This window comes from Sphingobacterium sp. Mn56C (assembly GCF_049319645.1).
Classification (GTDB): domain Bacteria; phylum Bacteroidota; class Bacteroidia; order Sphingobacteriales; family Sphingobacteriaceae; genus Sphingobacterium.
Genome location: NZ_JBMOUC010000002.1, coordinates 247,845 through 273,048 on the forward strand (window position 1 = coordinate 247,845; position 25,204 = coordinate 273,048).

Sequence of the window (25,204 nt, forward strand, 5' to 3'; positions counted from 1 at the left end):
GTTAATGATAGGTTTATAATAAAAATACCGGGGGTGCAAACAACACCTCCGGCTTATGGAAGACTTAAATAAATAGCGGTAATGCTTTTTGAATACGAGCAATAACGGCCTCTTTTCCTAACAACTCTGCAATCCGGAAAACATCAGGGCCGAATTTGCCGCCCACCAGCATAACACGGAAAGGCATCATCAACTCCCCAACTTTCATTCCCGAAGCCGCAACTTTATCTTTAAAAAACAATTCTAATGCGCCAGCATTCCAGTCTTGTGTAGCAAGCCCTTGAATAATATCCTCAAAGAATGCAGTTTTCTGTGCCGTCCACTTGGGTTTTACAGCATCCACATCATAAACATCCGGGGAAACAAAAAAGAACGATGCCTGTGTCCAAAAATCAGAAACATAGGTTAATCTCTCTTTTACTGCCGTCAAAACGTTAGACACAAAAGTAGCGTCTACATTCTGTACGCCATTATTCCCGATTATCTGGTTTATCTGTGGCATTAACACCTCGTTGTCCGCATTTTTAATCCACTCATGGTTAAACCATTTTGCTTTTTCAAAATCGAATTTCGCACCACTTTTGCTAACCCTATCTACGGTAAACTTTTCAACAAGCTCTTCCAAGGTAAAGATCTCCTGCGCTGTACCATCGTTCCAGCCCAATAAAGCCAACATATTCACAAAGGCCTCGGGTAAAAAGCCCAATTCCCGGAAACCTTTAGTAAGATCACCAGATTTAGGGTCTATCCAGTTCATGGCATACACCGGAAAACCTAAACGGTCGCCATCACGTTTGCTTAATTTACCGTTTCCTTCGGGTTTTAAAATCAATGGCAAGTGCGCCCATTGTGGCATATCACTTTTCCAACCCAAGTACTCCCAAAGCAGCAGATGCACAGGCGCCGATGGCAGCCACTCCTCACCCCGGAAAATATGCGATATTTGCATCGCTTTATCGTCAACAACAACAGCTAAATGGTAAGTCGGCATGCCGTCTGCCTTTAATAACACCTTATCGTCTACAAGACTGGTTTCAAAAGACACTTTCCCACGGATCATATCCTCAAAAGATACGACTTCATTTTCGGGAACTTTTATCCGGATGGTATGCGCCGTTCCTGCCGCTAGCAATTGTTGCGTTTCTGCAGCCGATAAACTTAATGAGTTGCGCAACGACAATCTGTTCTCCTGCGAATACCTAAAATTGGGAAACAGCTTGCGCTGCTCCTCCAGCTCTTCGGCGGTATCAAATGCATAATATGCATATCCCTTTTCTACCAGTTGCTCGGCATACTGTCTATACGAAGGTTTACGTTCACTTTGGCGGTAGGGACCAAAAGCGCCAGGTTTTTCCGGGCTCTCATCAGGAATAATGCCACACCAAGACAAACATTCGTTAATATAAGCTTCTGCACCAGGCACAAAACGTGTCTGATCGGTATCTTCTATACGTAAGATAAATTCACCCTGATGTTGTTTCGCAAATAAATAATTGAAAAGAGCAGTTCTAACCCCTCCTAAATGCAGCCCTCCAGTAGGACTTGGTGCAAAGCGCACCCTTACGTTATTTTGTGAACTCATAACACAAAATTATGTAATTCTATTCGAATAAAACTAAATACTTAACATAGAAGGGTTATATTTTTAATAAGTATTCTAGAAAATCAGTATTTTGCAGACTGTAAAATGTAGCGATGAATCCGTATAAATACAACAAACAAGCTTGGAAGATTATTCTATTATTCTTTGCCATCGTGATTGGTGTGGCTTCGCTGTTGTACACAAACTACCTGGTAAAAAGTCTTTCTAAATCGGAACGTACCAAGGCCGAGGTTTGGGCTATGACAACACGTAGCATCATGACATTCCCCGATGTCGACGACGAGTTTATAAGCTTTATTTATGCCGTACGCGACAGCCTTTCACTGCCAGCAATTATTACCGATCAAAAGAAAAACATTATTTTTTGGCGCGATCTGGATCCTAAAAAAACAAATATACAGCTGGAAGCTGAACGCGATAGTACCCTGCATTATGCACCCGAATATTTCGAGAAGCAGCTCTACAATATGCAGAAACGCCATGAGCCTATTGTGCTCCACTTGGATTCAGGCGATAAATGGTATGTCTATTACCAAGACTCCGCGGCATTGCGGCAGTTGCGTATTTTCCCCTATATTCAACTATCGCTCATTGCCATATTTATCGTTATTGCCTATTCGGTATTCAACGCCATACAAAAATCAGAACAAAACCTCGTCTGGGTAGGTATGGCCAAAGAGGCTGCCCACCAGCTGGGCACCCCCATATCATCGCTCATGGGCTGGGTAGAGCTTATACGGATGAAATATGATGCCGAAGATGATACTGTGCTCCATGAAATGGAGAGAGATGTAAAACGGTTGGAAACGGTGGCAGATAGGTTCTCAAAAATCGGCTCTACACCTTCACTCCATAACCAGAATGTCTATAAAGTGGTACAAGATTTTATGAATTACTTTAAAATCCGTACCAGCGAAAAAATAAATTTCACTTTGGAAGGAGACCCTATGGTTGAAGCCATGTTAAACGTGCCTTTATTCGATTGGATTATAGAGAATTTATTGAAAAATGCTGTTAATGCCATTGATAAAGAAGGAGATATTAAGGTTGTAATATCAGAAAACATTGCAAAAGAAGAAATTTTTATAGACATTAGTGATACCGGAAAAGGAATACCCAGGTCAAACTTCGAAAGAATTTTTCAGCCTGGCTTTACCACACGAAAACGAGGCTGGGGATTGGGGTTAAGTCTTACAAAACGTATGGTAAGCTATCATAAAGGCCAAGTTTTTGTAAAGGACTCTGAAATCGGTAAAGGAACAACCTTCAGAATAATACTAAAGAGCAATTTAAAATATGAACCTACTCAAGTCTGACGAATACCCTGCTATATACCAAGATTATATAGAAACCATTGTGGGGGATGTAAAAGAGGAACTGATACAGCAGGTGGAAAGCTTTCCTGAATTTATTAAAACAATTCCTGAGGAGTTGGGGGATTTTGCGTATGCCGAAGGAAAATGGTCGGTAAAGGAAATCCTGTGTCATATTTTAGATACGGAAAGGGTAATGGCATACCGTGCCCTACGTTTTGCACGCAATGATATGACCGCCTTAGCCTCGTTTGAACAGGATGAATTTGTGGCCAATGGTAGACATAACGAACGTAGTTTTGCGAGTATTATTGAGGAGTTTATACACCTACGAAAATCGAATTTAATTCTATTCGAATCCTTTAACCAACATGAGCTCGCTAGAAAAGGTATGGCTTCGGATAGGTTGATTAGTGTACGCGCGTTTATATATGTTATTGCAGGTCATTTAAACCATCACCGCATTATATTACAAGAACGCTATTTAAAACCCCAAGAACAATAACAGCATGATTTGGTTTAAGACATACCCACTGGCCGACGTAAATCGGATTTTCGATAGCTACATGACCAAACTACTGGAAATAAAGGCTGTAGAGATTCAAGATAATTTAATTAAAGCGACGATGCCTATCACCAATAATGTACGTCAGCCATTTGGTATCTTACACGGCGGCGCATCTGTAGTGCTGGCCGAATCTATCGGCTCCGTAGCATCTAATCTTATTGTCGACCCGGATAAATATTATGGTGTAGGTTTAGATATTAATGCCAATCATGTGAAGTCAGCAACAGAAGGGCTCTTAACAGCCACATGCCTGCCCCTACATATTGGAAAAACCACCCACGTTTGGGATATTAAAATACACGACGATAAGCAACAGCTCATCTGTATATCAAGACTCACCGTAGCCATTGTAGAAAAAAAATAAAATATTTAAAACATTTAACCGCTTTCTATTGTAGTTAGCAGTATATACCATTTATTGGTTATTGATACGGTTTAAGTTTTAAGGAGATTCCATAATCTGGGGTCTCCTTTATTATGCAATGGTTTAATCTGCCTATATATTTTCAAGATGCATTTCAATTCACCACGATGGCAGAGTAGGCAAACATCCTCTACTTTGCGCGGATAGGCCATAACATAAGGCAAGAACCTAAAAAAGGTGGCATCCTGAACGGCAAAATCAGGTACTTCTTAATATCCGCAAATGCTAAAAATTATACGTTCTAAATGGGGTAATAAGATGCTGTAATGCCCTATCCCATGCATCGACATCACTAATGGTTTCTACAGGTTCAAAATAACTGAGGCCAAGGGTGCGCACATCCTTACGACAACGCGACAAGAACCTGTCGTAAAAGCCTTTCCCATAACCGACACGATTGCCAGCAACATCCGTAACCAACAGCGGCACCAACACCAGATCTATTAACGACTCGTCTACCAGCGTTCCATCTTCGGGTTCGGGTATGCCCCAGGCATTTTCCTTAATTACCGTATCCGCATTCCAAAGGTAATTTAACATCTCCCCCGTCGCAAAATCAGACCTTGAAATAACCAATTTTACCTGCGGATAAAACGCTTTAAGCCACTGTATAAGAGCGGAGGTATCCGGCTCATTAAACTTCCTTAGCGTAAGGTAAATATGTACATAATGGTAAGCATTCCAATCCAACTGCTTAAGCTGTTCAAACAACATGGCATCATATTCCGCACGCTGCTGCCGGCTCAGATCAATCCGTTTTTGCTTAAATATCTTACGCAACTTTTCTTTTGTCATATGGCCATATCCTATCAAAAAAAACGGCCTTGAAGCAAAGCTGCTAACAAGACCGAATAATCAACCTAAACCTAATATTTTATTACTTCACACGTTCGATATAATCTCCTGTGCGTGTATCTACTTTAACTTTATCACCTTGATTAATAAACAAAGGAACGCGAATTTCAACGCCAGTTTCTACGGTAGCCAATTTAAGGGCATTTGTAGAAGTGTCGCCTTTTACTGCAGGCTCAGAATACGTAATCTCCAATTCCACACTCGCAGGTGCCTGAGCCATAATAGGTTCGTCACTTTCAAAGGCTACGATAACGTTCATTCCTTCCTTCAAAAATCGTGCCGAACCACCGAATAAAACCTTCGGGATATTAAACTGTTCGTACGACTCATTATCCATCACAACAAAAAATTCACCATCATCATATAGATACTGATAATCATTAGTTTCTACACGAGCAATCTCCACTTCTTCGTCGGTACGGAAACGGTATTCCACCAATTTTCCAGATTTTACATTGCGCATTCTCGCTTGGTAAAATGCACGTAAGTTACCAGGTGTACGGTGAATAAATTCTTCAACCGTCACTAAATCACCGTTGAAACGCAACACATTTCCTGTTTTTACATCTGAAGCTTTTGCCATTTGAATAGTATCTTTTTAATTTTCGTTGCACAAAAATAGAAAAAAGTATGCTTTAATAAAAATAACGAGACAAATTACTTGAAGTCTGTAATTAAGAGTGTTTCGTCGCAAAAGTCATATTCCTTTTCTTGGTTGGAGCCGATAATAAGTAAACGCCCATTTGCAGTAGTCAACTCTACCAAACGACGATACCAGGCCTCGCCCACAGCATCTAAATTGCTGCAAGGTTCGTCTAGGAATAAAATGTCACTATGGCTACAGCAGGCCAAAGCAAGCTTGACACGCTGCTTCATTCCCGAAGAATAAAACCGTATAGGCTTGTCGAGTGCTTTTTTCAATCCTAAAAGATCGACAACCTTCGCTTTATCGAAGGTAGGGAGGTAGCCTTTAAATTTAAAATGGAAATCAATAAGCTCACGAAGGGTAAATTCTTCGATAAGTTCTACATAAGGTGCCGCAATAGCAACATGAGTATACATATTGTCGACAGGGATAGAGATGTCGCCAAGGGTATAATCAATTTGGCCATCACTAGGAGTAAGCTGTCCGCTCAACACCTTGATAAGTGTCGACTTACCAGAACCATTGGGACCTAAGATGGCGTATTTTTTTGACGAGAAGAAGGTATAATCCAATTTCCGGAAAATCCATTCTTGGTTAAACCTTCTTCCTAAGTTTTGTAAAGTTATCTTCAATAATCCGTTGTTTTATTATTAAACACTTACTTTCCCTTGGTTAAAACCGCGTACTACCCCCCTATTAGAGTTCCGTACAAAGGTTAAAATTTCATCTCTGATTTCTGTGGCTTCAAACTCGGCCTCCACCAAATCCAATGCTTTAGAAAGATTGCGGTTTTGAACAAACAGCACCCGGTAAATACTTTGGATCTCGGCAATTTGCTCAGAAGTGTAACCACGACGGCGCAAACCCACCGAGTTTATACCCGCATAGGCAATAGGCTCACGCGCAGCTTTGATAAACGGAGGGACATCTTTACGCACTAAGGTTCCGCCTGTTACAAAAGCATGAGATCCTATATTCGTAAATTGATGTACAGCCACCAAGCCCGCCAGCACCACATAATCACCTACGGTGATATGCCCTGCCAACGTACTAGAGTTGGAGAAAATACAGTTGTCGCCAATAAAACAGTCGTGTGCAATATGGCTATACGCCTGTATAAGGCAGTTTTTACCAATCACAGTTTTATAACGATCTTTTGTTCCACGGTTTACTGTAACACATTCACGGATGGTGGTATTATCACCAATTTCCGCTGTCGTGATCTCTCCTTCAAACTTCAAATCCTGCGGCTCACCAGCGATCACCGCACCGGGGTATATCTTTACATTTTTACCTATCCGTGCCCCATCCATAATGGTGACATTCGAACCTATCCAAGTACCCTCGCCAATCACCACATCCCTGTGGATGGTACTGAATGGTTCGATTACTACATTCGGTGCTAACTTAGCATCCGGATGAATATATGATAACGGTTGTATCATTTTATATTTATATTGACTTATTTCACTTTTACAATTTGAGCCATTAGCTCAGCCTCACACACAATCTTCTCGCCCACCATCGCTATACCTTTCATACGTGCTATACCACGACGAATTGGCTCCAACAGCTCACAATTATAAATTATGGTGTCGCCAGGTACCACTTGATTCTTAAAACGAGCGTTTTCGATTTTTAGGAACAGTGTTAACCAATTTTCTGGATCAGGCACCGTATTTAACACCAAAATCCCGCCTGTCTGTGCCATACCTTCAATACGTAAGACCCCTGGAAAAATTGGTGCTCCAGGAAAATGCCCCATAAAGAAATCTTCATTCATGGTCACATTTTTAAGGCCTACAACATGCGATTCTGACAGCTCCAACACCTTATCAATCATTAAAAAAGGCTGGCGGTGGGGTAAGATATTCATAATCTGAACCGTATCGTAAACAGGTTTTGCATGAATATCATATGTATTTATCTTCTTTTTAGCCTTATCACGTTTTGCCTGAATTTTAATACGTTTTGCAAACGCTACATTCGCAGCATGGCCAGGTCTTGCCGCCATAATATGGCCTTTCAATGGGCGTCCAACCAGCGCTAAGTCGCCAATCATGTCCAGCAGTTTATGCCTAGCAGGCTCATTCTGATGTCTAAGCTGTATATTATCTAAAATACCCTCATCGGCAACAGTAACCTTTTTGTTGAACAGTTTCTGTAATTTATCCAATTCCGACTGCTCCACTTCCTTATCGACAATAACAATAGCATTCGACAAATCTCCCCCTTTAATCAAGTTGTGGCTCAACAAAGCCTCCAACTCATGTAAAAAGCAAAATGTACGGGAAGAGGAAATTTCTTTTTCAAACTCAGTAATCTCACTGATTGACGCATGTTGACTTCCTAAAACTGGCGAATTAAAATCGATCATACAGGTTAATCTGTAGCCATCCAAAGGCATACCTACAATTTCGATTTTTTTTTCTGCATCCGCATAGTGGATATTTTCTTTTATCTCGTAGAAGTCTCTATCCGCATCTTGCTCGACAAAACCAGCCTTTTTAAGCTCTTGGATAAAGATTGTCGAACTACCATCCAATATAGGTACCTCAGGGCCATCAATATCAATTAAAACATTATCAACCTGAAGACCAATCAAAGCAGCCATAAGATGTTCGATTGTACTAACGGAAGCTCCATTTTCAGAAATAGTCGTTCCTCTAGAAGTATCCGTAACATTATCTGCATCGACAGCAACAATTGGCTGCCCCTCTATATCTACCCTTCTAAACTTAAACCAATGATTTTCTGGCGCAGGTTTTAATGTCAAAGTAACTGACTTCCCAGTATGTAGACCAATTCCAGAAATTGTTATTTCAGACCCAATAGTCCTTTGCTTTGCGTTCATTTCCTCCATTTTTATGGCTAATTTTTTCGTACTATTTATTCGATTTTATTAATTTTTCCAATTCAGCAATGCGCTTCTCTAAGTTAGGCAATTTACCATACAACACCCGCGAGCGTAATTCGCTGGTATAGGGCGCAAATGGAGACCCACCCCACTTTAAATTCCCTTCCTTCACAGACCTATTAACGCCAGATTGTGCTTGCACCTGGGTACCATCAGCAATACTGATATGACCTACCACACCAACCTGCCCGCCTAACACAACCTGCTTACCCACTTTTGTGCTTCCAGAAATACCCGTTTGTGCAGCAATAACCGTATTATCACCAATCTCCACATTATGGGCAATCTGTATAAGATTATCTAACTTAACCCCTTTACGCAAAATCGTAGAACCCATAGTAGCTCTATCGATTACGGTATTGGCACCAATCTCTACATCATCCTCGATAATCACATTACCGATCTGCGGTATTTTATCGTATGCACCATCAGGCTGTGGGGCAAACCCAAAACCATCACTGCCAATAACTACACCCGCATGCACAATTACATTGGCACCAAGTACACAATCGGTATAAATCGTTACTCCAGGGAAAAGGGTACAATTATCACCAATAATGACATTATCACCAATATAAACCCGTGGATAAATCTTTACATTATTTCCTATTTTGGCATGCTTACTGATGTAGGCAAAAGCACCAATATAACCACCCTCACCAATCTGTGCCGATTCGTGTATTACAATATTTTCTTCCCGGCCAGAGCGCTCATTTCTAAAGGAATCCACCATCTTCAACAACTCGGTAAATGCGGAGTACGCATCTTTAACACGAATTAATGTTGCGGATACAGCACCTTGTAAAGTTAAATTTTCATTAACAATAACAATACTAGATTTTGTAGTATATAAATAGTGTTCATACTTAAGGTTCGACAAAAATGACAAAGCACCTTCATTTCCCTCCTCAATTTTTGCCAAGGTCGAAACACTAATCTCCGGATTTCCTTCTACTCTACCGTTTAAAACGGTTGCTATTTGTTCTGCTGTAAATTGCATTTAACTACAAATGTATCTTTTTCTACTTAATTATTTTATCGGCAATCTTAGAATACTCTATAAATTGTACCTCCTTAGGGAAAGTTAATGCGTATTTAACGACCTTTTTAGATAGCGACTCCAAGTTGGAAAGATCCGAGGCCTCCGCAATATCTAATAACTCTCCTTTACTATTCACAATACTGATGGTATCTTCCGAAGGATTATATGCCGAGTTGGCAACAACCTGATAGTAGACAAAATAATCTACCTCAGCCGCAGCAATACCGAATGTCGTTTGCACCAACTCCTTAAGACGCGCTATGTCCTGCGGATGAAAATCGGTAGAACGCATCTCCGTACGGAATAATGAACGGTTTAATAACCTGCTACAGAGGGTCCGCAATATATAATCAGGATGTTGGCTCCAAACCTTTAATGCCGACATGATATCCGTATCATCCAGCAGCGCAAACCACTTTAAATGTGCTGGCTCGCTAATAAAATTGGAAGCATTAACCGTTTGCGTCAAAAAATGCTGCAAGGCCGGAGTAGCAAACAGCGCCACACCTTCTGCGCTTAATTTCTTTGCTCTTGCCAATGCTTTTATCAACATCTGCTCGGCTCCGATTACAGTTTTATGTAAATACACCTGCCAATACATCAGCCGCCGTGCGATCAAAAAGTTTTCAACCGAATAAATCCCTTTGGAATCTACGACCAACCTATTGTCTATAACATCCAGCATCTTAATAATGCGGTCGTACGATATCACACCTTCAGATACACCGGTAAAAAAACTATCCCTATTTAGATAATCCATCCTATCGGTATCCAACTGCCCAGAAACTAACTGATGGAAAAATTTTCGGTTATATTTATTATTAAAAATAATAATAGCCAAATCCAGGCGTCCGTTAAACTCTTGGTTTAACCTATCCATCATTAATGCGGAAATAACCTCATGAGAAACCCCCTCAATAATAGTATGTTCCAGCGAATGGCTAAAAGGGCCGTGCCCAATATCGTGCAAAAGAATCGCTACTAATGCGGCCTCTTCCTCTACCTCACTTATCGCTACCCCCTTCCCCTTTAAAGTATCTAAAGCTAATTGCATAAGATGCATGGCGCCAATTACATGCTGAAACCGGGTATGTAAAGCCCCGGGATATACAAGATGCGTCATGCTCACCTGTTTCACATACCGTAATCGCTGTAAATAAGGATGCTGTAATAAATCGAATACCAAACCCGACGGGATTGACACAAAACCGTAAACAGGATCATTAATGATTTTTTTCTTATTCAAAAAACTATACTTAACAGAGTTTTTACTAGATTTATGCTTGGAATGACTGTCTAACAAACACTTTATCTAAGATAATCGCAAAGATACATAGAAAGGCGTTAAATTGTGTTAAAAAACAGGCTTTTATTTGCTTAAGGCAACTGTTATTTGCTTCTTGACAGCCACAACATTATATTATTTAAAATATATGGATTATAAACATCCAATATTCCCATCATAACACAACAATTTTACATGGCAAAAACATATATACTTTGGGCAGACGATGAGATTGAGTTTTTTAAACCGCATATCTTATTACTAGAGGAAAGAGGGTACAAAGTAAAAACTGTAAATAATGGCAACGATGCCGTTGATGCCTTTAGAAATGAACCCTTTGATCTTGTTTTTCTGGATGAAAATATGCCCGGAAAAACAGGCCTGGAAACGCTAAGTATACTGAAATCTATCAATCCTACCGTTCCAAATATCTTAGTTACTAAAAATGAAGAAGAGCATCTCATGGAAGATGCTATTGGCGCAAAGATTGACGACTACCTCATAAAGCCGGTTAACCCGAAACAAATACTGCTAACGATAAAAAAATTTACCGAAAATAAAAGAATTATTAGCGAGAAAACATCGATGGCATATCAGCAGGAATTTAGAAATCTTGCAGAAAACCTCAACAACAACCTGAACTATCAGGAATGGGTGGAAGCCTACAAACAGATTATCTATTGGGAGCTATCGCTGGAAAAACTGGAAGACGAGAGTATGCACGAAATTCTAACGATGCAAAAATCGGAAGCTAACAGCATCTTCTCGAAGTTTATAGAGAAAAATTACTTGCAGTGGATAAATAACCCTGAAACGGCTCCCATTCTTTCGCACCAACTCTTTAAAAAGAAGGTCTTTCCCGCATTGTCGACAGAAAAACCAACGTTTTTCTTTTTAATAGATAACTTACGCTACGATCAATGGCGGCAGATTAATAACGTTATTACAGATTATTTCAGACTGGAGGAGGAAGCGAGTTATTATAGCATCTTACCCACGGCAACACAATATGCGCGAAATGCTATATTCAGCGGCTTAACGCCACTGGAAATGGAAAAACGATTCCCCTCTTTGTGGCAGAACGATGAGGATGAAGGCGGCAAAAATATGCATGAAGATAAATTCCTTGCCGATCAGATTAAACGCTTGTATAGACCCGAAATTAAACACAGCTACAACAAGGTGCTTACGTTAGAACAAGGACGCGATGTGTTTGATAATGTCGCTAATCTCATGAAAAACGACTTGAACGTACTGGTATACAATTTTGTAGATATGCTGTCACATGCGCGTACCGATATGGCTATGATTCGAGAACTGGCAAACGACGAGGCCGCATACCGCTCTTTAACCTTATCCTGGTTTGAGCATTCGCCCTTATTGGATGTGCTAAAATGGCTGTCGCAGAAGAATGTAAAGGTTATTATTACCACCGACCATGGCACAATACGGGTAAAAAAACCAAGCAAAATTGTTGGGTACCGGGAAACGAATACCAATTTACGGTATAAACAAGGGCGGAATTTAAATTATAACGAGAAAGAGGTCTTTACCATCAAAAACCCGCACGAAGCGCAGTTACCGAAATTACATGTAAGCTCCACATTTGTTTTTGCTAAAGATGACCTTTACTTTGTGTACCCCAATAATTACAATCAGTTCGTAAATTATTATAATGGCACCTTTCAACATGGCGGCATATCATTAGAAGAAATGATTATTCCGTATGCAACATATAGCCCGAAATAAATATTTTTGCTGTTATGACTATTGAGATTAAAGACCTTTCTGCACTAAATGAGGCTGCGCGCCAGCTTTTAGCTACCTATCCTGAACAGCGGGTATTCCTATTCTATGGCCATATGGGAGCGGGGAAAACGACTTTTATAAATGCTATTTGCCAAGTGCTGTCTGTATCCGACAGCACAAGTAGCCCGACCTTTTCCCTGGTAAATGAATACCAATCGCCAAATGGATCGGTTTATCACTTTGACTTCTACAGGTTAAAAAACGAAGAAGAAGCTTTTGACATGGGCTACGAAGAATATTTCTACTCGGGCGACTATTGCTTTGTAGAATGGCCAGAAAAAATCCCTAACCTCCTACCGCCAGACCATGTAACTGTAGAAATTAAAACTACTGACAATCAACAACGTACCCTACATACCTCAAAAAGTTAATTTTTTTTCCACTTTTCCAGGCAACCCTTTTTGCGGTTGCCACGTCTTCCTATTAACAACCTGAAGCAATTGAAAAATTTTAACTTAACTGATGTATGGAACGCGTGTAAAGTGCAAAATAGAAAAGCACAGTCTGAGCTATACAACTATTTTTCAAAAAGGATGTTTGTCGTATGTATGCGTTATGCGCAAACTACCCTTGAAGCTGAGGATATTTTGCAAAATGGATTTATCAAGGTTTTCACAAAACACCATCTTTATGATGGTACCGGTTCTTTAGAAGGGTGGATAAAACGTATTATGGTAAATACGGCAATCGAAACTTTTAGAAAGAATAAGGGCAAGTTTACCGAATCTATAGAAACGACCGAAAGTTTACAGCTGGCAAGTCATGTTGGCACCGATCAAACGGGCTACAAAGATTTAATGGCGTTGGTACAACGGTTGCCATTGGGGTATAGAACTGTTTTTAATTTATATGCCATAGAAGGATATAGCCATCATGAAATTGCCAAAATGTTAGGCATTTCGGAAGGTGGATCCAAATCGCAGCTTTTTAAAGCGCGCCAATGGCTACAGGAAAAGTTGGCAACAGCTAATAATTAACACAAACATGGAAGATCAAGACGTCGACAAATTGTTCCAAAAAGCCTTTGCAGAGGCCGAAGAAACACCGAGCGATCGGGTATGGGAAAATATTGAATCTGCACTACCTACAGAACAAAAAACGGTGGTCTTACCCAAACGTAACTACCGTTGGTTATATTATGCTGCTCTGTTGGCGGTATGTATTGCGGCATCGCTATTTATCTATAGGGTGCAAGAGACGGTGCCTGTGGGTAAGGATACTACAGTTGCAAATCGCAACCTGGATAGCAGCATCCATACGGAAAGCGATAAAGAAATCTCCTTGGAAATCGCTGCCAAGCCCACACAACATGCATCGCCCGTAGCAGATGTTCCATCGGCTATAGTGCAGCATGCACAACATACCGATGCCGACACAGATATGGCGCAAACGGGGGGCGCTGTTGCGCGGAATAACACCAGCCTAGCGGCTGTAAAGCTGACAGAAGGAAAGCGTATAGAGCTGCATAACCTAACAGCAGATATGCCCAGTTCTCCCATTATTGAGGTTACTGAAATTGCGGATATTAAACCGCTCATAGAATCGGATGAAGATATGGACACGATGCTTGCACAAGTGAATTCTAGTACGGAAAGCAACCGTAATGTGGTAACGTCTTTATTAAATGTATTAGCAGAAAATATTGGTACAGAAATCAGCAACAAGAAAGAAATTCGTTTTCGCGCGGACGAAGAAGGTTCTTTCCGAATTGATATCGTTAATTCTTTAGTCAAAAACCGTAACAAAAAAAGAAAATAGTATGAAAAACATCCTTACCAAATATACCCTAGCTACTTTTTTTATCGCTAGCGGTTATTATGCACATGCCAATAATGATTTCGGTAACGAAACTACACAGGCTGCGCTAGACTCTACCGTAACGGAGGTAGCTACGAAGATAACAGGATTAAGTATAGGGGTATCTGATGAAAAAAAGGTCATTAAGTATCCTCGCTTTTATGGCGGCATTACTTTTACACGTATAGATTGGGGGTTTTCGAGATTAATCGACGATGGAAGCTTTAACCTTTCGGACAACAATAAATTCTTGAGCTATAGCAAGGCCTCTAATTTTGGCTTCGACATCTTACAGGTAGGCATGCGGCTGAATGATAACTTTAAAACCTACCTTTCTGCAGGATTTGAATGGAATTATTTACGCTTAAAGCAAAATATTCTGTTAAAAGAGGGTAGCAGCCCGATAGATTTCGAGGAGATTGACCCTTCGGATGTATATTTCAAAAAGAATGTATTAACGACAACAAATTTACGCTTACCTTTATCTTTCGAATGGCGTAGTAACAAAAATAACCGCGGCGAAAGGGTGAAAATTGCCTTCGGTGCCATGACAGGCATCCTACTTAAAGGTTCACAACGCTTAAAAAGCGATAAAAACGGGAAGCAAAGATTTCGTGATAATTACAGCCTATCGAGCTTTCAGTATGGCCCATTTGTGCGCGTAGGTTATGGTAGCTTTGGCGTATTTGGCAAGTATTATGTAAACGATATGTTTGAAAAAAGCCCGGAACAAAAAGGGTTAAATAATTTTACTTTCGGACTTACCCTAGGCTTTTAAATGTGTATATATAATATTTAATGTATTTTTGTGTCGGAATATTAATTTCGGCACTTTTTTATTTATGAGCAACCCATCTACTTCCTGTCAATATATACCTTCAGACTCTCAAAAAGAAGGTCTTCCTTTAATTTATGGTGAAAATATAAGTAGTATTTTTGAAGGTAAACAGCGCGTTACTGCTGTTGGAAATGTGAATTTTGGCATTGAAGCTGGAAAAATAACAGCCTTAATCGGTGAGTCAGGATCGGGAAAAAGTACACTTTTAAAGCTTATTTACGGCCTGTTGGAGCCCAACAGCGGTGAAGTAAGATATAGGGGTTGGCTGGTGCCTACGCGAAAAGACAAACTTATACCGGGACACGACGCCATGAAATTGGTGTCCCAGGGCTTCGACGATCTTAACCACTATGCTAAAGTTTGGGACAATATTGCCTCGCAATTGCCCAACACAAACCTGGCCTATAAACAATCGCGAACCGAGGAAACTTTAAAGAAATTAAAAATTGACCACCTTGCACAGCAACGTGTTGCAGACTTATCTGGTGGCGAAAGGCAACGTGTAGCCATTGCGCGTGCCTTAATTAATGACCCGGAGGTTTTGCTGATGGACGAGCCCTTTAACCAGGTTGATGCCGCTTTTAGGGATGCGCTACAGCAGGATATACGCCATATCGTACAAGAAACCGGCCTTACAGTAATACTTGTGTCGCATGACCCTGCCGAGGTATTGGCCATGGCAGATGAACTGATTGTAATGCGCCAAGGCAAAATTGTCGACCAAGGGTCGCCAAAGACCTTGTATTATACCCCAAACCACCCCTATACCGCACAGCTACTGGCTAAGAGTAATATCCTGCAGCCGGCTGAAGCTGCCGAAATTGGCGTGGTAACAACCGCAACGGTAGGCATTCACCAGGAATGGATACAGGTTACAGCAGATAGTTCTGGGAACTATTGGATTAAAGACGTTCGTTTCAGAGGCTTTTATTGGGAATATATCCTAGGTAATGAAAGGCTCTCGTTACATGCTATTGTAAATGGTAGCCCCCTACCCTTACAAACAAAAATTCGTGTAACAATTGTGCAGCATATTAAATTTTAACCCACGCAGAAACGGAAAAACGTTTGAATACTAGCCGGGTATATATTTTTTAACGCGCACAGCACTTCGTTCATAAAAAACATGCAAGCTTTTTTCCGCATTCTGTTGCTATGCATGTTTTTTGTTTTGGAAGCTGCAACTATTGATTGACAACAATCATTAAGCTCAAGTCTTTATACGGTATAGTAAACTTATCGGCGATATCCTTATTGGTTAAACTTCCCTGATACAAATACACAGCATTGCGCAGCCCGGGATTATTCCATATCAAGTTATTGACCCCTCCATAGTCAGCTGCCTGCAATAATATCGGTGTAAAAATATTGGTTAATGCATAGGTGGCCGTGCGCGCAACACGCGATGCAATATTGGGTACACAGTAATGGATAACATCGTATTTTCGGAAGGTAGGTTTGTCGTGCGAGGTAACCTCTGAAGTTTCAAAACAGCCTCCCTGATCTATAGAAACATCGATAACAACAGAATTGGGTTTCATCTTTGCGACCGTTTCTTCGGAAATAATACAGGACGAACGTCCATTTTTGGCACGTAAAGCGCCGATTACAACGTCAGAAGAGCGCACTGCTTTATTCAGGATTATAGGTTGAATGACCGAAGTAAAAACTCTGGAGCCTATATTGTTTTGCAGTCGCCGTAACCGGAATACGGAGCTATCGAAGACTTTAACCTGCGCCCCTAACGCAATGGCTGTACGGGCTGCAAACTCGCCTACCGTTCCAGCACCGATAATGACAATCTCTGTGGGCGGAACCCCCGTTACACCGCCTAGCAACAGCCCTTTGCCCTCAAAAACGTTGGAAAGATATTCGGCAGCAATTAGTATAGACGTAGCTCCGACAATCTCGCTCATCGCGCGCACAACCGACAGATGCCCCCCTTCATCTTGAAGATACTCGTAAGATAAAGCGGTGATTTGCTTATTCATTAAAGCTTTTAGCACATTAAACTCGAGCAGTGATGGCTGCTGAGAGGATAATAAAACCTGCCGCGGACGCATCATTTCGACCTCCTCCATAGTCGGGCTTGCAATTTTTATAATAATATCTGCACTAAAGACCCGCGTTCTTTCGTATACAATTTCTGCACCCTGCTCACTATAATGGTGATCCATAAAATTTGAAGCCACACCGGCACCACTTTCAATAAGAACACGGTGTCCATTTTCGATTAACAGCGCTACGGATAAAGGGGTTAAGGGTATTCTATTTTCCTGAAAAACAATCTCTTTAGGGATACCAATAACTAAACTGCACTTTGATTTTCCTAGGGTTTTAAACTCCTCTTTGGTTTGCCCATAGACATCGGCAGTCATTTGACTTATATTGCTCATATTTCTATTTTCCTTAGTAAATATAATTATTATCAAAAAGAAAACCCGATTTTTATTATCAAAGCCTTAAAAAATTCATTAGTTTACGTTAGATTTGCAATCAACTATACTATATCAATTTAAATGAAACTACTTCGGGTAATTAACCATATAAAAATTGTTCCAAGATGGATAATTTTTATGTTAGATTTTGCTGTTTCTATCGTAATGTTTGGGATCGCTTTTTGTCTATTCAACAATTTTAGTTTAACCAATATATCTCCAGAGGCATTTGCACTACAATTTATACTTTGCTTAGGCACCACAGCATTATCCTTTATACTTTTCAAGTTACATTCTGGCATTATTCGTTATACCAGTGCTGCCGACTCGATACGTATATTATCCTCGATATTACTTACCGTAATTATATTATTTATCTTTAAGCTGTTTGGTTTAGCACTACATATACCGAAATTCATTGATACACGACTGATAATTATCTATGCTTTATTTTTATTCACAGGATTAGTCGTTTACAGAACATCAATAAAAATATTCTTTCAGTATTCGCGAACAGCGAAAAAGCTGAAAAAGAATGTTTTAATTTTTGGTGCTGGCGAGTTGGGTATAGCCGTAAAGCGTACATTTGACCACGATCTTACCACAAACAAGGTAATAGTAGGCTATTTGGACGAAAGCACTTCCAAAATTGGTAAGTCTATTGATGGCATAAAAATATATTCGTCCGAAGATTTAGATAAAACCATATTTAAATTTGCCATAGACGAACTTATTATTGCTACACCATCTTTAGCACCCGACAAAAAAACTGCCCTTATCGACACCTGTCTGGAGAATAATGTATCGGTACTAACCTTGCCTTCGGTCAACAAAATATTTAAAGGTGATGTCTCCGTTAATCAAATCAAAAGTGTAAAAATTGAAGATTTATTAGAGCGGGCACCAATAAAAATTGACAATGAGTCTATTCTGCATCAGCTGCAAGGAAAACGTGTTTTAGTAACCGGTGCAGCCGGATCTATCGGTAGTGAAATTGCGAAACAATTGGGGCAGTATAACCCACAGATGATTATTCTTTGTGACCAGGCTGAATCGCCATTACATAACCTTCAACTGGATTTACAGGATAACTTTAAAAATCAGGTCTACCATAGTTTTATCGCCGATGTAAAAAATGAAGACCGTATGCGCCATTTATTCGAAACCTTCAAGCCTCATATTATCTATCATGCTGCCGCATATAAACATGTGCCAATGATGGAAAACCACCCTATTGAAGGGGTACGCACGAATGTATATGGCACGTTCAACCTGGCCAACCTGGCGGTAGAATTTAAGGTGCAGAAATTTGTTTTTGTATCTACGGATAAGGCGGTAAACCCAACTAACGTGATGGGGGCATCAAAACGTATTGCCGAAATCTATGTACAGTCGTTGAACAATAAACTTGCTAACATCGGACAAGAGAGCTACACGCGTTTTATTACAACCCGTTTTGGGAATGTGTTAGGCTCCAACGGATCTGTAATTCCACGCTTTAAAGAGCAAATTGAAAAAGGCGGACCTGTTACCGTTACGCACCCCGAGATTACGCGTTATTTTATGACCATCCCGGAGGCCTGTCAGTTGGTTATCGAGGCTGGTAATATGGGCGAAGGAGGAGAAATCTTTGTTTTCGACATGGGTAAATCAGTGAAAATTGTCGACCTGGCGAGTAAAATGATTAAACTTTCAGGCTATACGCCAAACAAGGATATAGAAATTAAGTTTACCGGATTAAGACCGGGTGAAAAGCTATACGAAGAGCTCCTGAACGATTTGGAAAACACCTTGCCAACGCATCACGAGAAGATTATGATTGCTAAGGTTAGGGATAATAATTTTGACGAAATACTAGACAAATTCCAACGGTTATTTACCCTAGTAAAAACACAACATGACACCAATATTGTACGTCAGATGAAGATAATTGTTCCAGAATTTAAAAGTCAGAATTCACAATACGAACAATTGGATAAAGAACTTCAAAATGATATGCCTAATAAACATTAAATTAGCTTTTTATAGTAAATATATCTTGCAAGTATTTTAGAAAAGTGTATTTTTGCGTTCCATAACATTTTAAATCAAACGAATGTCAGTAAATAATTCCATAGAAAAAAAGGGAGCCTTTTTTCAAGACAACCAAAAAAGCCTGATTTTTATTATCGGCGGTATTATTTTATTAATTGTTTTATATTTTGGCTATCAAAAATTGTATTTAGCACCTAGAGCTGAAAAAGCTGCTGATGATATTTACAAAGCTGAGGAATATGCATTAATAGATTCTTTGCAGCAGGTTGCCATTGATGGTGACGGTTCATTTATTGGCTTTAAACAAATTGCTGATGAGTATTCGAATACACCAACAGCAAATATTGCAAATGCCTACTTAGGAAGCTTATACCTGCGTCAGCAAAATTTCCAAGAAGCAATTAAATACCTGAAAAAGTATTCAGAAACGGGTAGCTTAATATTAGACCCCTTGGTAATTGGCCTTATCGGCGATGCTTATTCTGATAGCCATGATTACAAAAATGCAGCAGATTACTATAAAAAAGCAGCAGATAAATCCAAAAACTCGTATACTACGCCTTTATTCCTAAAAAAATTAGGCTTGGTAAACGAACAATTAAATGAGTTTAAAAATGCTGAAGAGGCTTATTCAAAAATTAAATCGGAATACCCTGAAAGCGTTGAAGCGAGTACTATCGACGGCCCATTGGCTAGAGTACAAGCAAAACAATAAGAATACGACACGTAATTTTATACATCTATAAGGCTGCTCTACCAAGCGGCCTTTTTACTTAAATAAGAAAAAATTATGGCAAGCAGTTTAAAAAACCTTTCCGACTTCTCGCATTTAGCGGTAAAAAATGCGCAGGATATTAAATTTGGTATCGTTGTAGCACAGTGGAATGCTGAAATTACAGGCGCCCTACTCTCGGGGGCTGTAGATGGCTTATTGAAATATGGCGCCACAGCGGAAAATATTAAGGTAGTAGAGGTTCCTGGCAGCTATGAGCTTATTGCTGGAGCCGATATTATATTACAAAAGAACGACATCGACGCTATTATTTGTTTAGGCTGCGTAATTCAAGGCGAAACGCGCCATTTCGATTTTATTTGTAATGCCGTAGCAAATGGTATTGCCAACGTAGGCATAAAACACAATAAACCTGTTGTCTTTGGCGTTTTAACAACAGACAATGTTGAGCAGGCAAAAGACCGTGCTGGCGGAAAACATGGAAACAAAGGGGAAGAAGCGGCCATAACTGCCATACAGATGGCGCATATTGGTGCTTCACGCTAATATTAAGGTCCTTTTTGTTTTCGTATAGGTACCTAAGTACCTCCAACATCCCGGATGGAAACAAAAAGGCACCCTCTTTTTATATAGCGTATATCCGTAACAAAAAAGGAACCCGCTACTCCTGCTCATAAGAAATCATACAACATGGTACAAGCAAAAATCGCCCTTATAACACAACTGGCATTTTTTACATTGGGCATACATGCAGTAAAAGCACAAGCACCAGTTGCCAATAGCAAACAAATAAAAGAACAAGTGACAAACTCCTTTGGAGGATGGAACAATTGGAATGAGGCTAGGTATATCTTTTATAGTGCTGTAGGCAACAATAACCCTGCGCTAAGCAATAGCGAGCGTACCTTCCTGCTGGATAAGGAATCGGGTAAATGTAGGTTTGAAGGTGTCCTTAACACGAAGGAAGCCGTGGTGTACTTATTTAATTTTAAACGTACCGAGGGGGGCAAACTGTTTATCAATAATAAAGAGGAACATGCTATCCATAGCGATATAGAGGCAGCCATAGTAAACCAACTCGTCAAAGACTGTAAATTACTTTTTATTCCTGTTGCCGCAGCAGCCAAGCATACGCAGATTACGGAGTCTTCCTCCAAGATTATCAATTCGGAAAAAGTAAATATTATTCAGGTGAACAACCTGTTGACGTTGGATAACAAGACCTGGCAAGCAAGCCTAACGTTAAACAACAAAGGGCAGGTGCAGCAAGTGGCGAACCCTACCAATCAATATAATTTAAGCCATGGTAGTGATATCGGCGGAGGTGTTTTTTTATTTAAGAGCTACACCAATATTAACGACCCCAAACAGAGTTTACGCTTTAATAGTATTGCCGCATTAACAAGTGTGGATACGGCAAAGTTCAGCACACTCTGATTGGTAAACCAACCTTACCATATAAAGAACAAACAGCATGAACTGGACAACCATAACACAAGAAGAAGAATTACAAGCAATATATAACGCCACTGACACCGTTGCTGTGCTGTTTAAACATAGCACACGTTGCCCGGTAAGTAGCATGGCAAAAAGAAGTTTGGAGTTTGATGCAGATCAAATTCCAGAAACACTGACTTTCTACTACCTAGATCTGATACGTTATAGACCCCTATCGAATAAAATTGCCGAATTATGGGGCGTACAGCATGAATCGCCTCAAATTATAGTGGTAAAAGGAAATACCAGTATATACCATGCCTCGCACTCCGATATTGAAATGCGAGACATTATTGCGGCGGCTACTTCGTAAAATATGTTATAGGCCCTACTCTTCCTTTGCTGTCAATTACGGCAAAGGAAATGCGCCTTCCTTCCACGACAGGAATAGGCTTACCCGACTGATACCGCTGACTTGCTGCCGTTGGATTACCCTCCAGGCTATAATAAATATGAAAACCTGGATATTCTATATTCGCATATAGCTGTCCATCGATTTCTTTGACACCAACAGCCGGAAGTCTGAAATTAAAATTCCGAGCAAGATGCGGCAAATCAATATGCCCTAATCTATTTATAAAACGAGCATAGTCCGTGTTGAAAGCCTCAACCGTAAAGTCGGCTTCACTTTCATAGCCCCTCTTTGGAGACCAGGCTCTTTCGGCAAGTGTGAAAAAACGCGGTAGCACCATATAATCCATATCCGCCTCGGCATGTATTGTTTCCGACCATATACCCCCTTTTATACCGATGAAATTATCCTTCCCGACAGGATCTAAACGTTTATGTTTATCAAAATGAGCCTTACCTAAAGTTTTACCCCGATAATAGGTCGTAATATTAGCGAAATAGTCTTCCGGCAGTAAAGAATAAGCATGGTACAAATCAGCATAAGTCGCCCATTTTAATCCCGGTTCATCAAAATTAGTATTCCACATCATATCGAAATACATATTTGAAGCACTGATCAATACCGTTTTATAGCCCGCATTCGCCAGCCTATAAGCCAAGTCCTCCTGTCCGCCACCAATAACATTATTCCAAACATCAACCTGCATGTTAGCCCGGTTTGGCAGCTCCGTATTCACAACCATTCCCTTTCCTTTATTGACCATACCGACCTCCTCCCATCCGGCCATAGCAATCCCTTTAGCACGACAGATAGCATTGACTTTATCGATATAATAAGGCCATATCTCCAAAGCGGAGGTAAAACCTTTTTCGGCCATCAACTGCTGCGCCTGGGGCGACTTTTCCCAAACACCATTAGGCACCTCATCACCGCCCAAAGAGATACGTTCCAGCGTAAGACCAGCATCCTGATACATACCTTGAAATTCCGTTATAACCTGGTCGATAAATGCATAGGTCGATGGCAATGCCGGATTCATAACATTATCCCCAAAATTCTGTGCCGAATTGTATACCGAAGCATCAGAAAGATCACTCAGTAAATAACGCTCGGCCTCCGATTTATTTCCTGCTTTCAGGAGACGGTGGTAACGGTATTCCATTGCTTTAATTGCAGCCCTACCATGACCAGGAGTTTCAATCTCCGGCACAACGGTGATAAAACGATCTTTAGCATACCTTAAAATATCAATAAAATCCGCTCGTGTGAGGTACTGAGGGCCTACATGAAGCGCCCCCGACCCATATGCAGGCTGTATAGCCGAGCCACTTTTAAACAAAGGCGACCGCTGTGCGCCCACCTCCGTAAGTTCGGGCAAAGAGGGTATCTCGATGCGCCAACCCTCATCGTCGCTAAAATGGAAATGAAAAACATTTAGTTTATACGCAGCCATAAGATCTAAGTACTTCAAAATTGTTTCCTTGGATCTAAAATTCCGCGACACATCCATCATAAAACCACGGTAGGCAAATCGAGGTTCATCAACAATATCCACAAAAGGTAGATGCTTCCCTTTAGTAGTAAGCAGTAGAGATTTAAAGGTCTGTACCGCATAAAATACCCCAGCCAAGCTACTGGCCTTAATATGCACCCCCCTATCGGTTATAGAAAGGCTATACCCCTCATTCGCCATGCCCGTTACCTGCTCCACCCTAAACGTGGCCGGTTGGTCCTTCGCTTCCTCTATTTTCAGGCTGTTTAAAACAGGGTCGCTACCTACGGCAGCAAAAGCACCCTCAAATGCTGCAGGAATCGAAACCTTCCACACAAGTGGCAAAGCAAATACACCATCGCCAAGCTGCAACGCCCTGGGTGTAGGAAATACAAGATTAGGTTCACCGGCCATATTTCGCTCCGCATTGTTATCGTATAATGAAGCAGCAAACTGCCGCTGCTCCTCCTTACTAGCATATACAGGCTGATACGTTACATCCCTAAGGTGCTGGTAATTTTTGGGGTTACTTTTCGATTGAAAGTAAAAGCCTGTTGGTGCAGTAGAAATATTAGATATGGCAAATTGGCTTGTGTAATCCACGACGAGTGAATCTTTAGCGCGGATTTTCTGTTTCTTAAAGTCTACACGAAACAGGTTTCCTCGCAGGTTGCTAATGCTATACTTATCGGTTTGTGCTTCAATAACCTGAAACATGGAGTTAAACCACAGTTCCTGATCGTCTAAGACGATATCCTGAGTAGATTTATTAATCAGTACCAATTGAAGGCCAAGATTTTTGTTTCCATCATATCCAGTCGCAGGGCGCCACTTTAACTGTACCGCCTTATCCAAAGGCTGCTGTCCGTATAAGGTCGTGCTGCCTATTACCGCCAGCATAGTACTAACAAAAACACATTTAAACTTTGTTTGAATCCTAATTTTTATACGCATGTATGGGTTTATATTGATTATAACATGAAGATAATAAAAAAATCACAAAATTATTTGGTGTTATTCAATATAAAATCTATATTTGCACACCGAAACACAAAAAGGCCCGTTCGTCTAGGGGTTAGGACGCAAGATTTTCATTCTTGAAACAGGGGTTCGATTCCCCTACGGGCTACTAAACAAACCGCTAAGTCGACTAAAAATCAATGACTTAGCGGTTTTTCTTTTTTGTTTAAGAATTAAAGATTCCTTGAAAATACGTAAACATTTAGCCATAACCGCTGTTATTTTAAATATAATATTCCCGTCAGCCGAGAAACAGCTAAAACTTCGCCTCAAACTACCCGGCAAGCGAACGCCAATCCCTTTTGACATAGCTGGCAGATATTAACCAAGTAAATCTTGCATTTTATTGTACATCTATATAATACCCACAAAACATCCGGTTTATCCTGCTTTAAGCCTATCCCGGATGAATTAGGGATAAAATAGAGCGAATGGAAATATCCACATCAGCACAAGCACATATACATAAATCCGGAACCCCTATGATAACACCAAGAAAAAGCATAACATTCCATAATTTAAAGTTTCCTACAAAGGTAAC

24 protein-coding genes and 1 tRNA gene are annotated in these 25,204 nt (G+C 40.4%); 15 read left to right on the forward strand and 10 right to left on the reverse strand.

Annotated features, from left to right (window positions below):
- Positions 1–64 precede the first annotated feature (64 nt).
- Positions 65–1,582, reverse strand: coding sequence for a glutamate--tRNA ligase (gene gltX, locus ACL9RF_RS08540; protein ID WP_422800195.1), 1,518 nt, complete (start codon positions 1,580–1,582; stop codon positions 65–67).
- Between the two features lie 113 nt (positions 1,583–1,695).
- Here gltX and ACL9RF_RS08545 point away from each other — a divergent pair, with 113 nt between their 5' ends.
- The 3 genes from ACL9RF_RS08545 to ACL9RF_RS08555 are packed head-to-tail and all read left to right on the forward strand — an operon-like array spanning position 1,696 to position 3,848.
- Complete coding sequence (locus tag ACL9RF_RS08545) at positions 1,696–2,919, forward strand: sensor histidine kinase (RefSeq protein WP_422800196.1); 1,224 nt, start codon at positions 1,696–1,698, stop codon at positions 2,917–2,919.
- Positions 2,900–3,421: a DinB family protein gene (locus ACL9RF_RS08550; RefSeq protein ID WP_422800197.1), complete on the forward strand. Its 522-nt coding sequence runs from the start codon at positions 2,900–2,902 to the stop codon at positions 3,419–3,421. The genes ACL9RF_RS08545 and ACL9RF_RS08550 overlap by 20 nt, the downstream gene beginning before the upstream one ends.
- A 4-nt stretch (positions 3,422–3,425) precedes the next feature.
- On the forward strand, positions 3,426–3,848 hold the full coding sequence (locus ACL9RF_RS08555; protein ID WP_422800198.1) for a hotdog fold thioesterase: 423 nt from the start codon (positions 3,426–3,428) through the stop codon (positions 3,846–3,848).
- 285 nt (positions 3,849–4,133) lie between these two features.
- Here the strand turns inward: ACL9RF_RS08555 and ACL9RF_RS08560 are convergent, their stop codons facing one another.
- The 7 genes from ACL9RF_RS08560 to ACL9RF_RS08590 form a co-directional block, all read right to left on the reverse strand.
- Entirely contained in the window at positions 4,134–4,703 is a 570-nt protein-coding gene (locus tag ACL9RF_RS08560) for a 5-formyltetrahydrofolate cyclo-ligase (RefSeq protein ID WP_422800199.1), read from the reverse strand.
- An 82-nt stretch (positions 4,704–4,785) separates the two neighbouring features.
- Entirely contained in the window at positions 4,786–5,346 is a 561-nt protein-coding gene (gene efp / locus ACL9RF_RS08565) for an elongation factor P (RefSeq protein WP_422800200.1), read from the reverse strand.
- Positions 5,347–5,420: 74 nt separating this feature from the next.
- Positions 5,421–6,041, reverse strand: a complete 621-nt coding sequence (locus ACL9RF_RS08570) for an ABC transporter ATP-binding protein (RefSeq protein ID WP_422800201.1) — start codon at positions 6,039–6,041, stop codon at positions 5,421–5,423.
- Between the two features lie 18 nt (positions 6,042–6,059).
- Positions 6,060–6,854 carry an acyl-ACP--UDP-N-acetylglucosamine O-acyltransferase gene (gene lpxA / locus ACL9RF_RS08575; protein ID WP_422800202.1) on the reverse strand — a complete coding sequence of 265 codons (795 nt, stop codon included), beginning with the start codon at positions 6,852–6,854 and terminating at the stop codon, positions 6,060–6,062.
- A 17-nt stretch (positions 6,855–6,871) separates the two neighbouring features.
- Positions 6,872–8,263, reverse strand: coding sequence for a bifunctional UDP-3-O-[3-hydroxymyristoyl] N-acetylglucosamine deacetylase/3-hydroxyacyl-ACP dehydratase (locus tag ACL9RF_RS08580; protein ID WP_422800203.1), 1,392 nt, complete (start codon positions 8,261–8,263; stop codon positions 6,872–6,874).
- 31 nt (positions 8,264–8,294) lie between these two features.
- Positions 8,295–9,326, reverse strand: coding sequence for a UDP-3-O-(3-hydroxymyristoyl)glucosamine N-acyltransferase (gene lpxD, locus ACL9RF_RS08585; protein ID WP_422800204.1), 1,032 nt, complete (start codon positions 9,324–9,326; stop codon positions 8,295–8,297).
- 22 nt (positions 9,327–9,348) lie between these two features.
- Positions 9,349–10,614, reverse strand: coding sequence for an HD domain-containing protein (locus ACL9RF_RS08590; RefSeq protein WP_422800205.1), 1,266 nt, complete (start codon positions 10,612–10,614; stop codon positions 9,349–9,351).
- Between the two features lie 234 nt (positions 10,615–10,848).
- Here ACL9RF_RS08590 and ACL9RF_RS08595 point away from each other — a divergent pair, with 234 nt between their 5' ends.
- From ACL9RF_RS08595 to ACL9RF_RS08620, 6 genes are all read left to right on the forward strand, one after another.
- Positions 10,849–12,402 carry a PglZ domain-containing protein gene (locus ACL9RF_RS08595; RefSeq protein ID WP_422800206.1) on the forward strand — a complete coding sequence of 518 codons (1,554 nt, stop codon included), beginning with the start codon at positions 10,849–10,851 and terminating at the stop codon, positions 12,400–12,402.
- A 14-nt stretch (positions 12,403–12,416) separates the two neighbouring features.
- The gene (gene tsaE, locus ACL9RF_RS08600; RefSeq protein ID WP_422800207.1) at positions 12,417–12,833 is read left to right on the forward strand and encodes a tRNA (adenosine(37)-N6)-threonylcarbamoyltransferase complex ATPase subunit type 1 TsaE; all 417 of its coding nucleotides are present in this window, start codon (positions 12,417–12,419) and stop codon (positions 12,831–12,833) included.
- Positions 12,834–12,902: 69 nt separating this feature from the next.
- Positions 12,903–13,439 (forward strand): RNA polymerase sigma factor, encoded by a 537-nt coding sequence (locus ACL9RF_RS08605; protein WP_422800208.1) that lies wholly within the window; start codon positions 12,903–12,905, stop codon positions 13,437–13,439.
- A 7-nt stretch (positions 13,440–13,446) separates the two neighbouring features.
- Entirely contained in the window at positions 13,447–14,220 is a 774-nt protein-coding gene (locus tag ACL9RF_RS08610; protein ID WP_422800209.1) for a hypothetical protein, read from the forward strand.
- 1 nt (position 14,221) lies between these two features.
- Positions 14,222–15,037 (forward strand): outer membrane beta-barrel protein, encoded by an 816-nt coding sequence (locus ACL9RF_RS08615; protein ID WP_422800210.1) that lies wholly within the window; start codon positions 14,222–14,224, stop codon positions 15,035–15,037.
- A gap of 64 nt (positions 15,038–15,101) precedes the next feature.
- Positions 15,102–16,142: an ABC transporter ATP-binding protein gene (locus tag ACL9RF_RS08620; protein WP_422800211.1), complete on the forward strand. Its 1,041-nt coding sequence runs from the start codon at positions 15,102–15,104 to the stop codon at positions 16,140–16,142.
- A 139-nt stretch (positions 16,143–16,281) separates the two neighbouring features.
- Here ACL9RF_RS08620 and ACL9RF_RS08625 read toward each other — a convergent pair whose 3' ends face one another.
- Entirely contained in the window at positions 16,282–17,493 is a 1,212-nt protein-coding gene (locus ACL9RF_RS08625; RefSeq protein ID WP_422800212.1) for an alanine dehydrogenase, read from the reverse strand.
- Between the two features lie 180 nt (positions 17,494–17,673).
- On the opposite strand from ACL9RF_RS08625, the gene ACL9RF_RS08630 reads away from it, so the two are divergent.
- The 5 genes from ACL9RF_RS08630 to ytxJ all read left to right on the forward strand — a co-directional run bounded on the left by ACL9RF_RS08630 (position 17,674) and on the right by ytxJ (position 22,112).
- Positions 17,674–19,548, forward strand: coding sequence for a polysaccharide biosynthesis protein (locus tag ACL9RF_RS08630; RefSeq protein ID WP_422800213.1), 1,875 nt, complete (start codon positions 17,674–17,676; stop codon positions 19,546–19,548).
- Between the two features lie 82 nt (positions 19,549–19,630).
- The gene (locus ACL9RF_RS08635; RefSeq protein ID WP_422800214.1) at positions 19,631–20,284 is read left to right on the forward strand and encodes a tetratricopeptide repeat protein; all 654 of its coding nucleotides are present in this window, start codon (positions 19,631–19,633) and stop codon (positions 20,282–20,284) included.
- Positions 20,285–20,359: 75 nt separating this feature from the next.
- Positions 20,360–20,848: a 6,7-dimethyl-8-ribityllumazine synthase gene (gene ribH, locus ACL9RF_RS08640; RefSeq protein ID WP_422800215.1), complete on the forward strand. Its 489-nt coding sequence runs from the start codon at positions 20,360–20,362 to the stop codon at positions 20,846–20,848.
- A gap of 144 nt (positions 20,849–20,992) precedes the next feature.
- On the forward strand, positions 20,993–21,739 hold the full coding sequence (locus ACL9RF_RS08645; RefSeq protein WP_422800216.1) for a hypothetical protein: 747 nt from the start codon (positions 20,993–20,995) through the stop codon (positions 21,737–21,739).
- 37 nt (positions 21,740–21,776) lie between these two features.
- Positions 21,777–22,112 (forward strand): bacillithiol system redox-active protein YtxJ, encoded by a 336-nt coding sequence (gene ytxJ, locus ACL9RF_RS08650; RefSeq protein WP_422800217.1) that lies wholly within the window; start codon positions 21,777–21,779, stop codon positions 22,110–22,112.
- Here the strand turns inward: ytxJ and ACL9RF_RS08655 are convergent.
- Positions 22,102–24,543, reverse strand: a complete 2,442-nt coding sequence (locus ACL9RF_RS08655; protein ID WP_422800218.1) for a beta-N-acetylhexosaminidase — start codon at positions 24,541–24,543, stop codon at positions 22,102–22,104. The genes ytxJ and ACL9RF_RS08655 overlap by 11 nt on opposite strands.
- 157 nt (positions 24,544–24,700) lie before the next feature.
- On the opposite strand from ACL9RF_RS08655, the gene ACL9RF_RS08660 reads away from it, so the two are divergent.
- Positions 24,701–24,772, forward strand: a tRNA-Glu gene (locus ACL9RF_RS08660).
- Positions 24,773–25,204: the final 432 nt, after the last annotated feature.

Bases quoted from the DNA above. Each gene is read 5' to 3' on its own strand.
- gltX (WP_422800195.1), bottom strand. From the start codon at position 1,582: ATGAGTTCACAAAATAACGTAAGGGTGCGCTTTGCACCAAGTCCTACT.
- ACL9RF_RS08625 (WP_422800212.1), bottom strand. From the start codon at position 17,493: ATGAGCAATATAAGTCAAATGACTGCCGATGTCTATGGGCAAACCAAA.
- ACL9RF_RS08645 (WP_422800216.1), top strand. From the start codon at position 20,993: ATGGTACAAGCAAAAATCGCCCTTATAACACAACTGGCATTTTTTACA.
- lpxD (WP_422800204.1), bottom strand. From the start codon at position 9,326: ATGCAATTTACAGCAGAACAAATAGCAACCGTTTTAAACGGTAGAGTA.
- ACL9RF_RS08615 (WP_422800210.1), top strand. From the start codon at position 14,222: ATGAAAAACATCCTTACCAAATATACCCTAGCTACTTTTTTTATCGCT.
- ACL9RF_RS08580 (WP_422800203.1), bottom strand. From the start codon at position 8,263: ATGAACGCAAAGCAAAGGACTATTGGGTCTGAAATAACAATTTCTGGA.
- ACL9RF_RS08595 (WP_422800206.1), top strand. From the start codon at position 10,849: ATGGCAAAAACATATATACTTTGGGCAGACGATGAGATTGAGTTTTTT.
- ACL9RF_RS08555 (WP_422800198.1), top strand. From the start codon at position 3,426: ATGATTTGGTTTAAGACATACCCACTGGCCGACGTAAATCGGATTTTC.
- efp (WP_422800200.1), bottom strand. From the start codon at position 5,346: ATGGCAAAAGCTTCAGATGTAAAAACAGGAAATGTGTTGCGTTTCAAC.
- ACL9RF_RS08635 (WP_422800214.1), top strand. From the start codon at position 19,631: ATGTCAGTAAATAATTCCATAGAAAAAAAGGGAGCCTTTTTTCAAGAC.
- ACL9RF_RS08655 (WP_422800218.1), bottom strand. From the start codon at position 24,543: ATGCTGGCGGTAATAGGCAGCACGACCTTATACGGACAGCAGCCTTTG.
- ribH (WP_422800215.1), top strand. From the start codon at position 20,360: ATGGCAAGCAGTTTAAAAAACCTTTCCGACTTCTCGCATTTAGCGGTA.
- ACL9RF_RS08620 (WP_422800211.1), top strand. From the start codon at position 15,102: ATGAGCAACCCATCTACTTCCTGTCAATATATACCTTCAGACTCTCAA.
- lpxA (WP_422800202.1), bottom strand. From the start codon at position 6,854: ATGATACAACCGTTATCATATATTCATCCGGATGCTAAGTTAGCACCG.
- ACL9RF_RS08545 (WP_422800196.1), top strand. From the start codon at position 1,696: ATGAATCCGTATAAATACAACAAACAAGCTTGGAAGATTATTCTATTA.
- tsaE (WP_422800207.1), top strand. From the start codon at position 12,417: ATGACTATTGAGATTAAAGACCTTTCTGCACTAAATGAGGCTGCGCGC.
- ytxJ (WP_422800217.1), top strand. From the start codon at position 21,777: ATGAACTGGACAACCATAACACAAGAAGAAGAATTACAAGCAATATAT.
- ACL9RF_RS08560 (WP_422800199.1), bottom strand. From the start codon at position 4,703: ATGACAAAAGAAAAGTTGCGTAAGATATTTAAGCAAAAACGGATTGAT.
- ACL9RF_RS08610 (WP_422800209.1), top strand. From the start codon at position 13,447: ATGGAAGATCAAGACGTCGACAAATTGTTCCAAAAAGCCTTTGCAGAG.
- ACL9RF_RS08550 (WP_422800197.1), top strand. From the start codon at position 2,900: ATGAACCTACTCAAGTCTGACGAATACCCTGCTATATACCAAGATTAT.
- ACL9RF_RS08630 (WP_422800213.1), top strand. From the start codon at position 17,674: ATGTTAGATTTTGCTGTTTCTATCGTAATGTTTGGGATCGCTTTTTGT.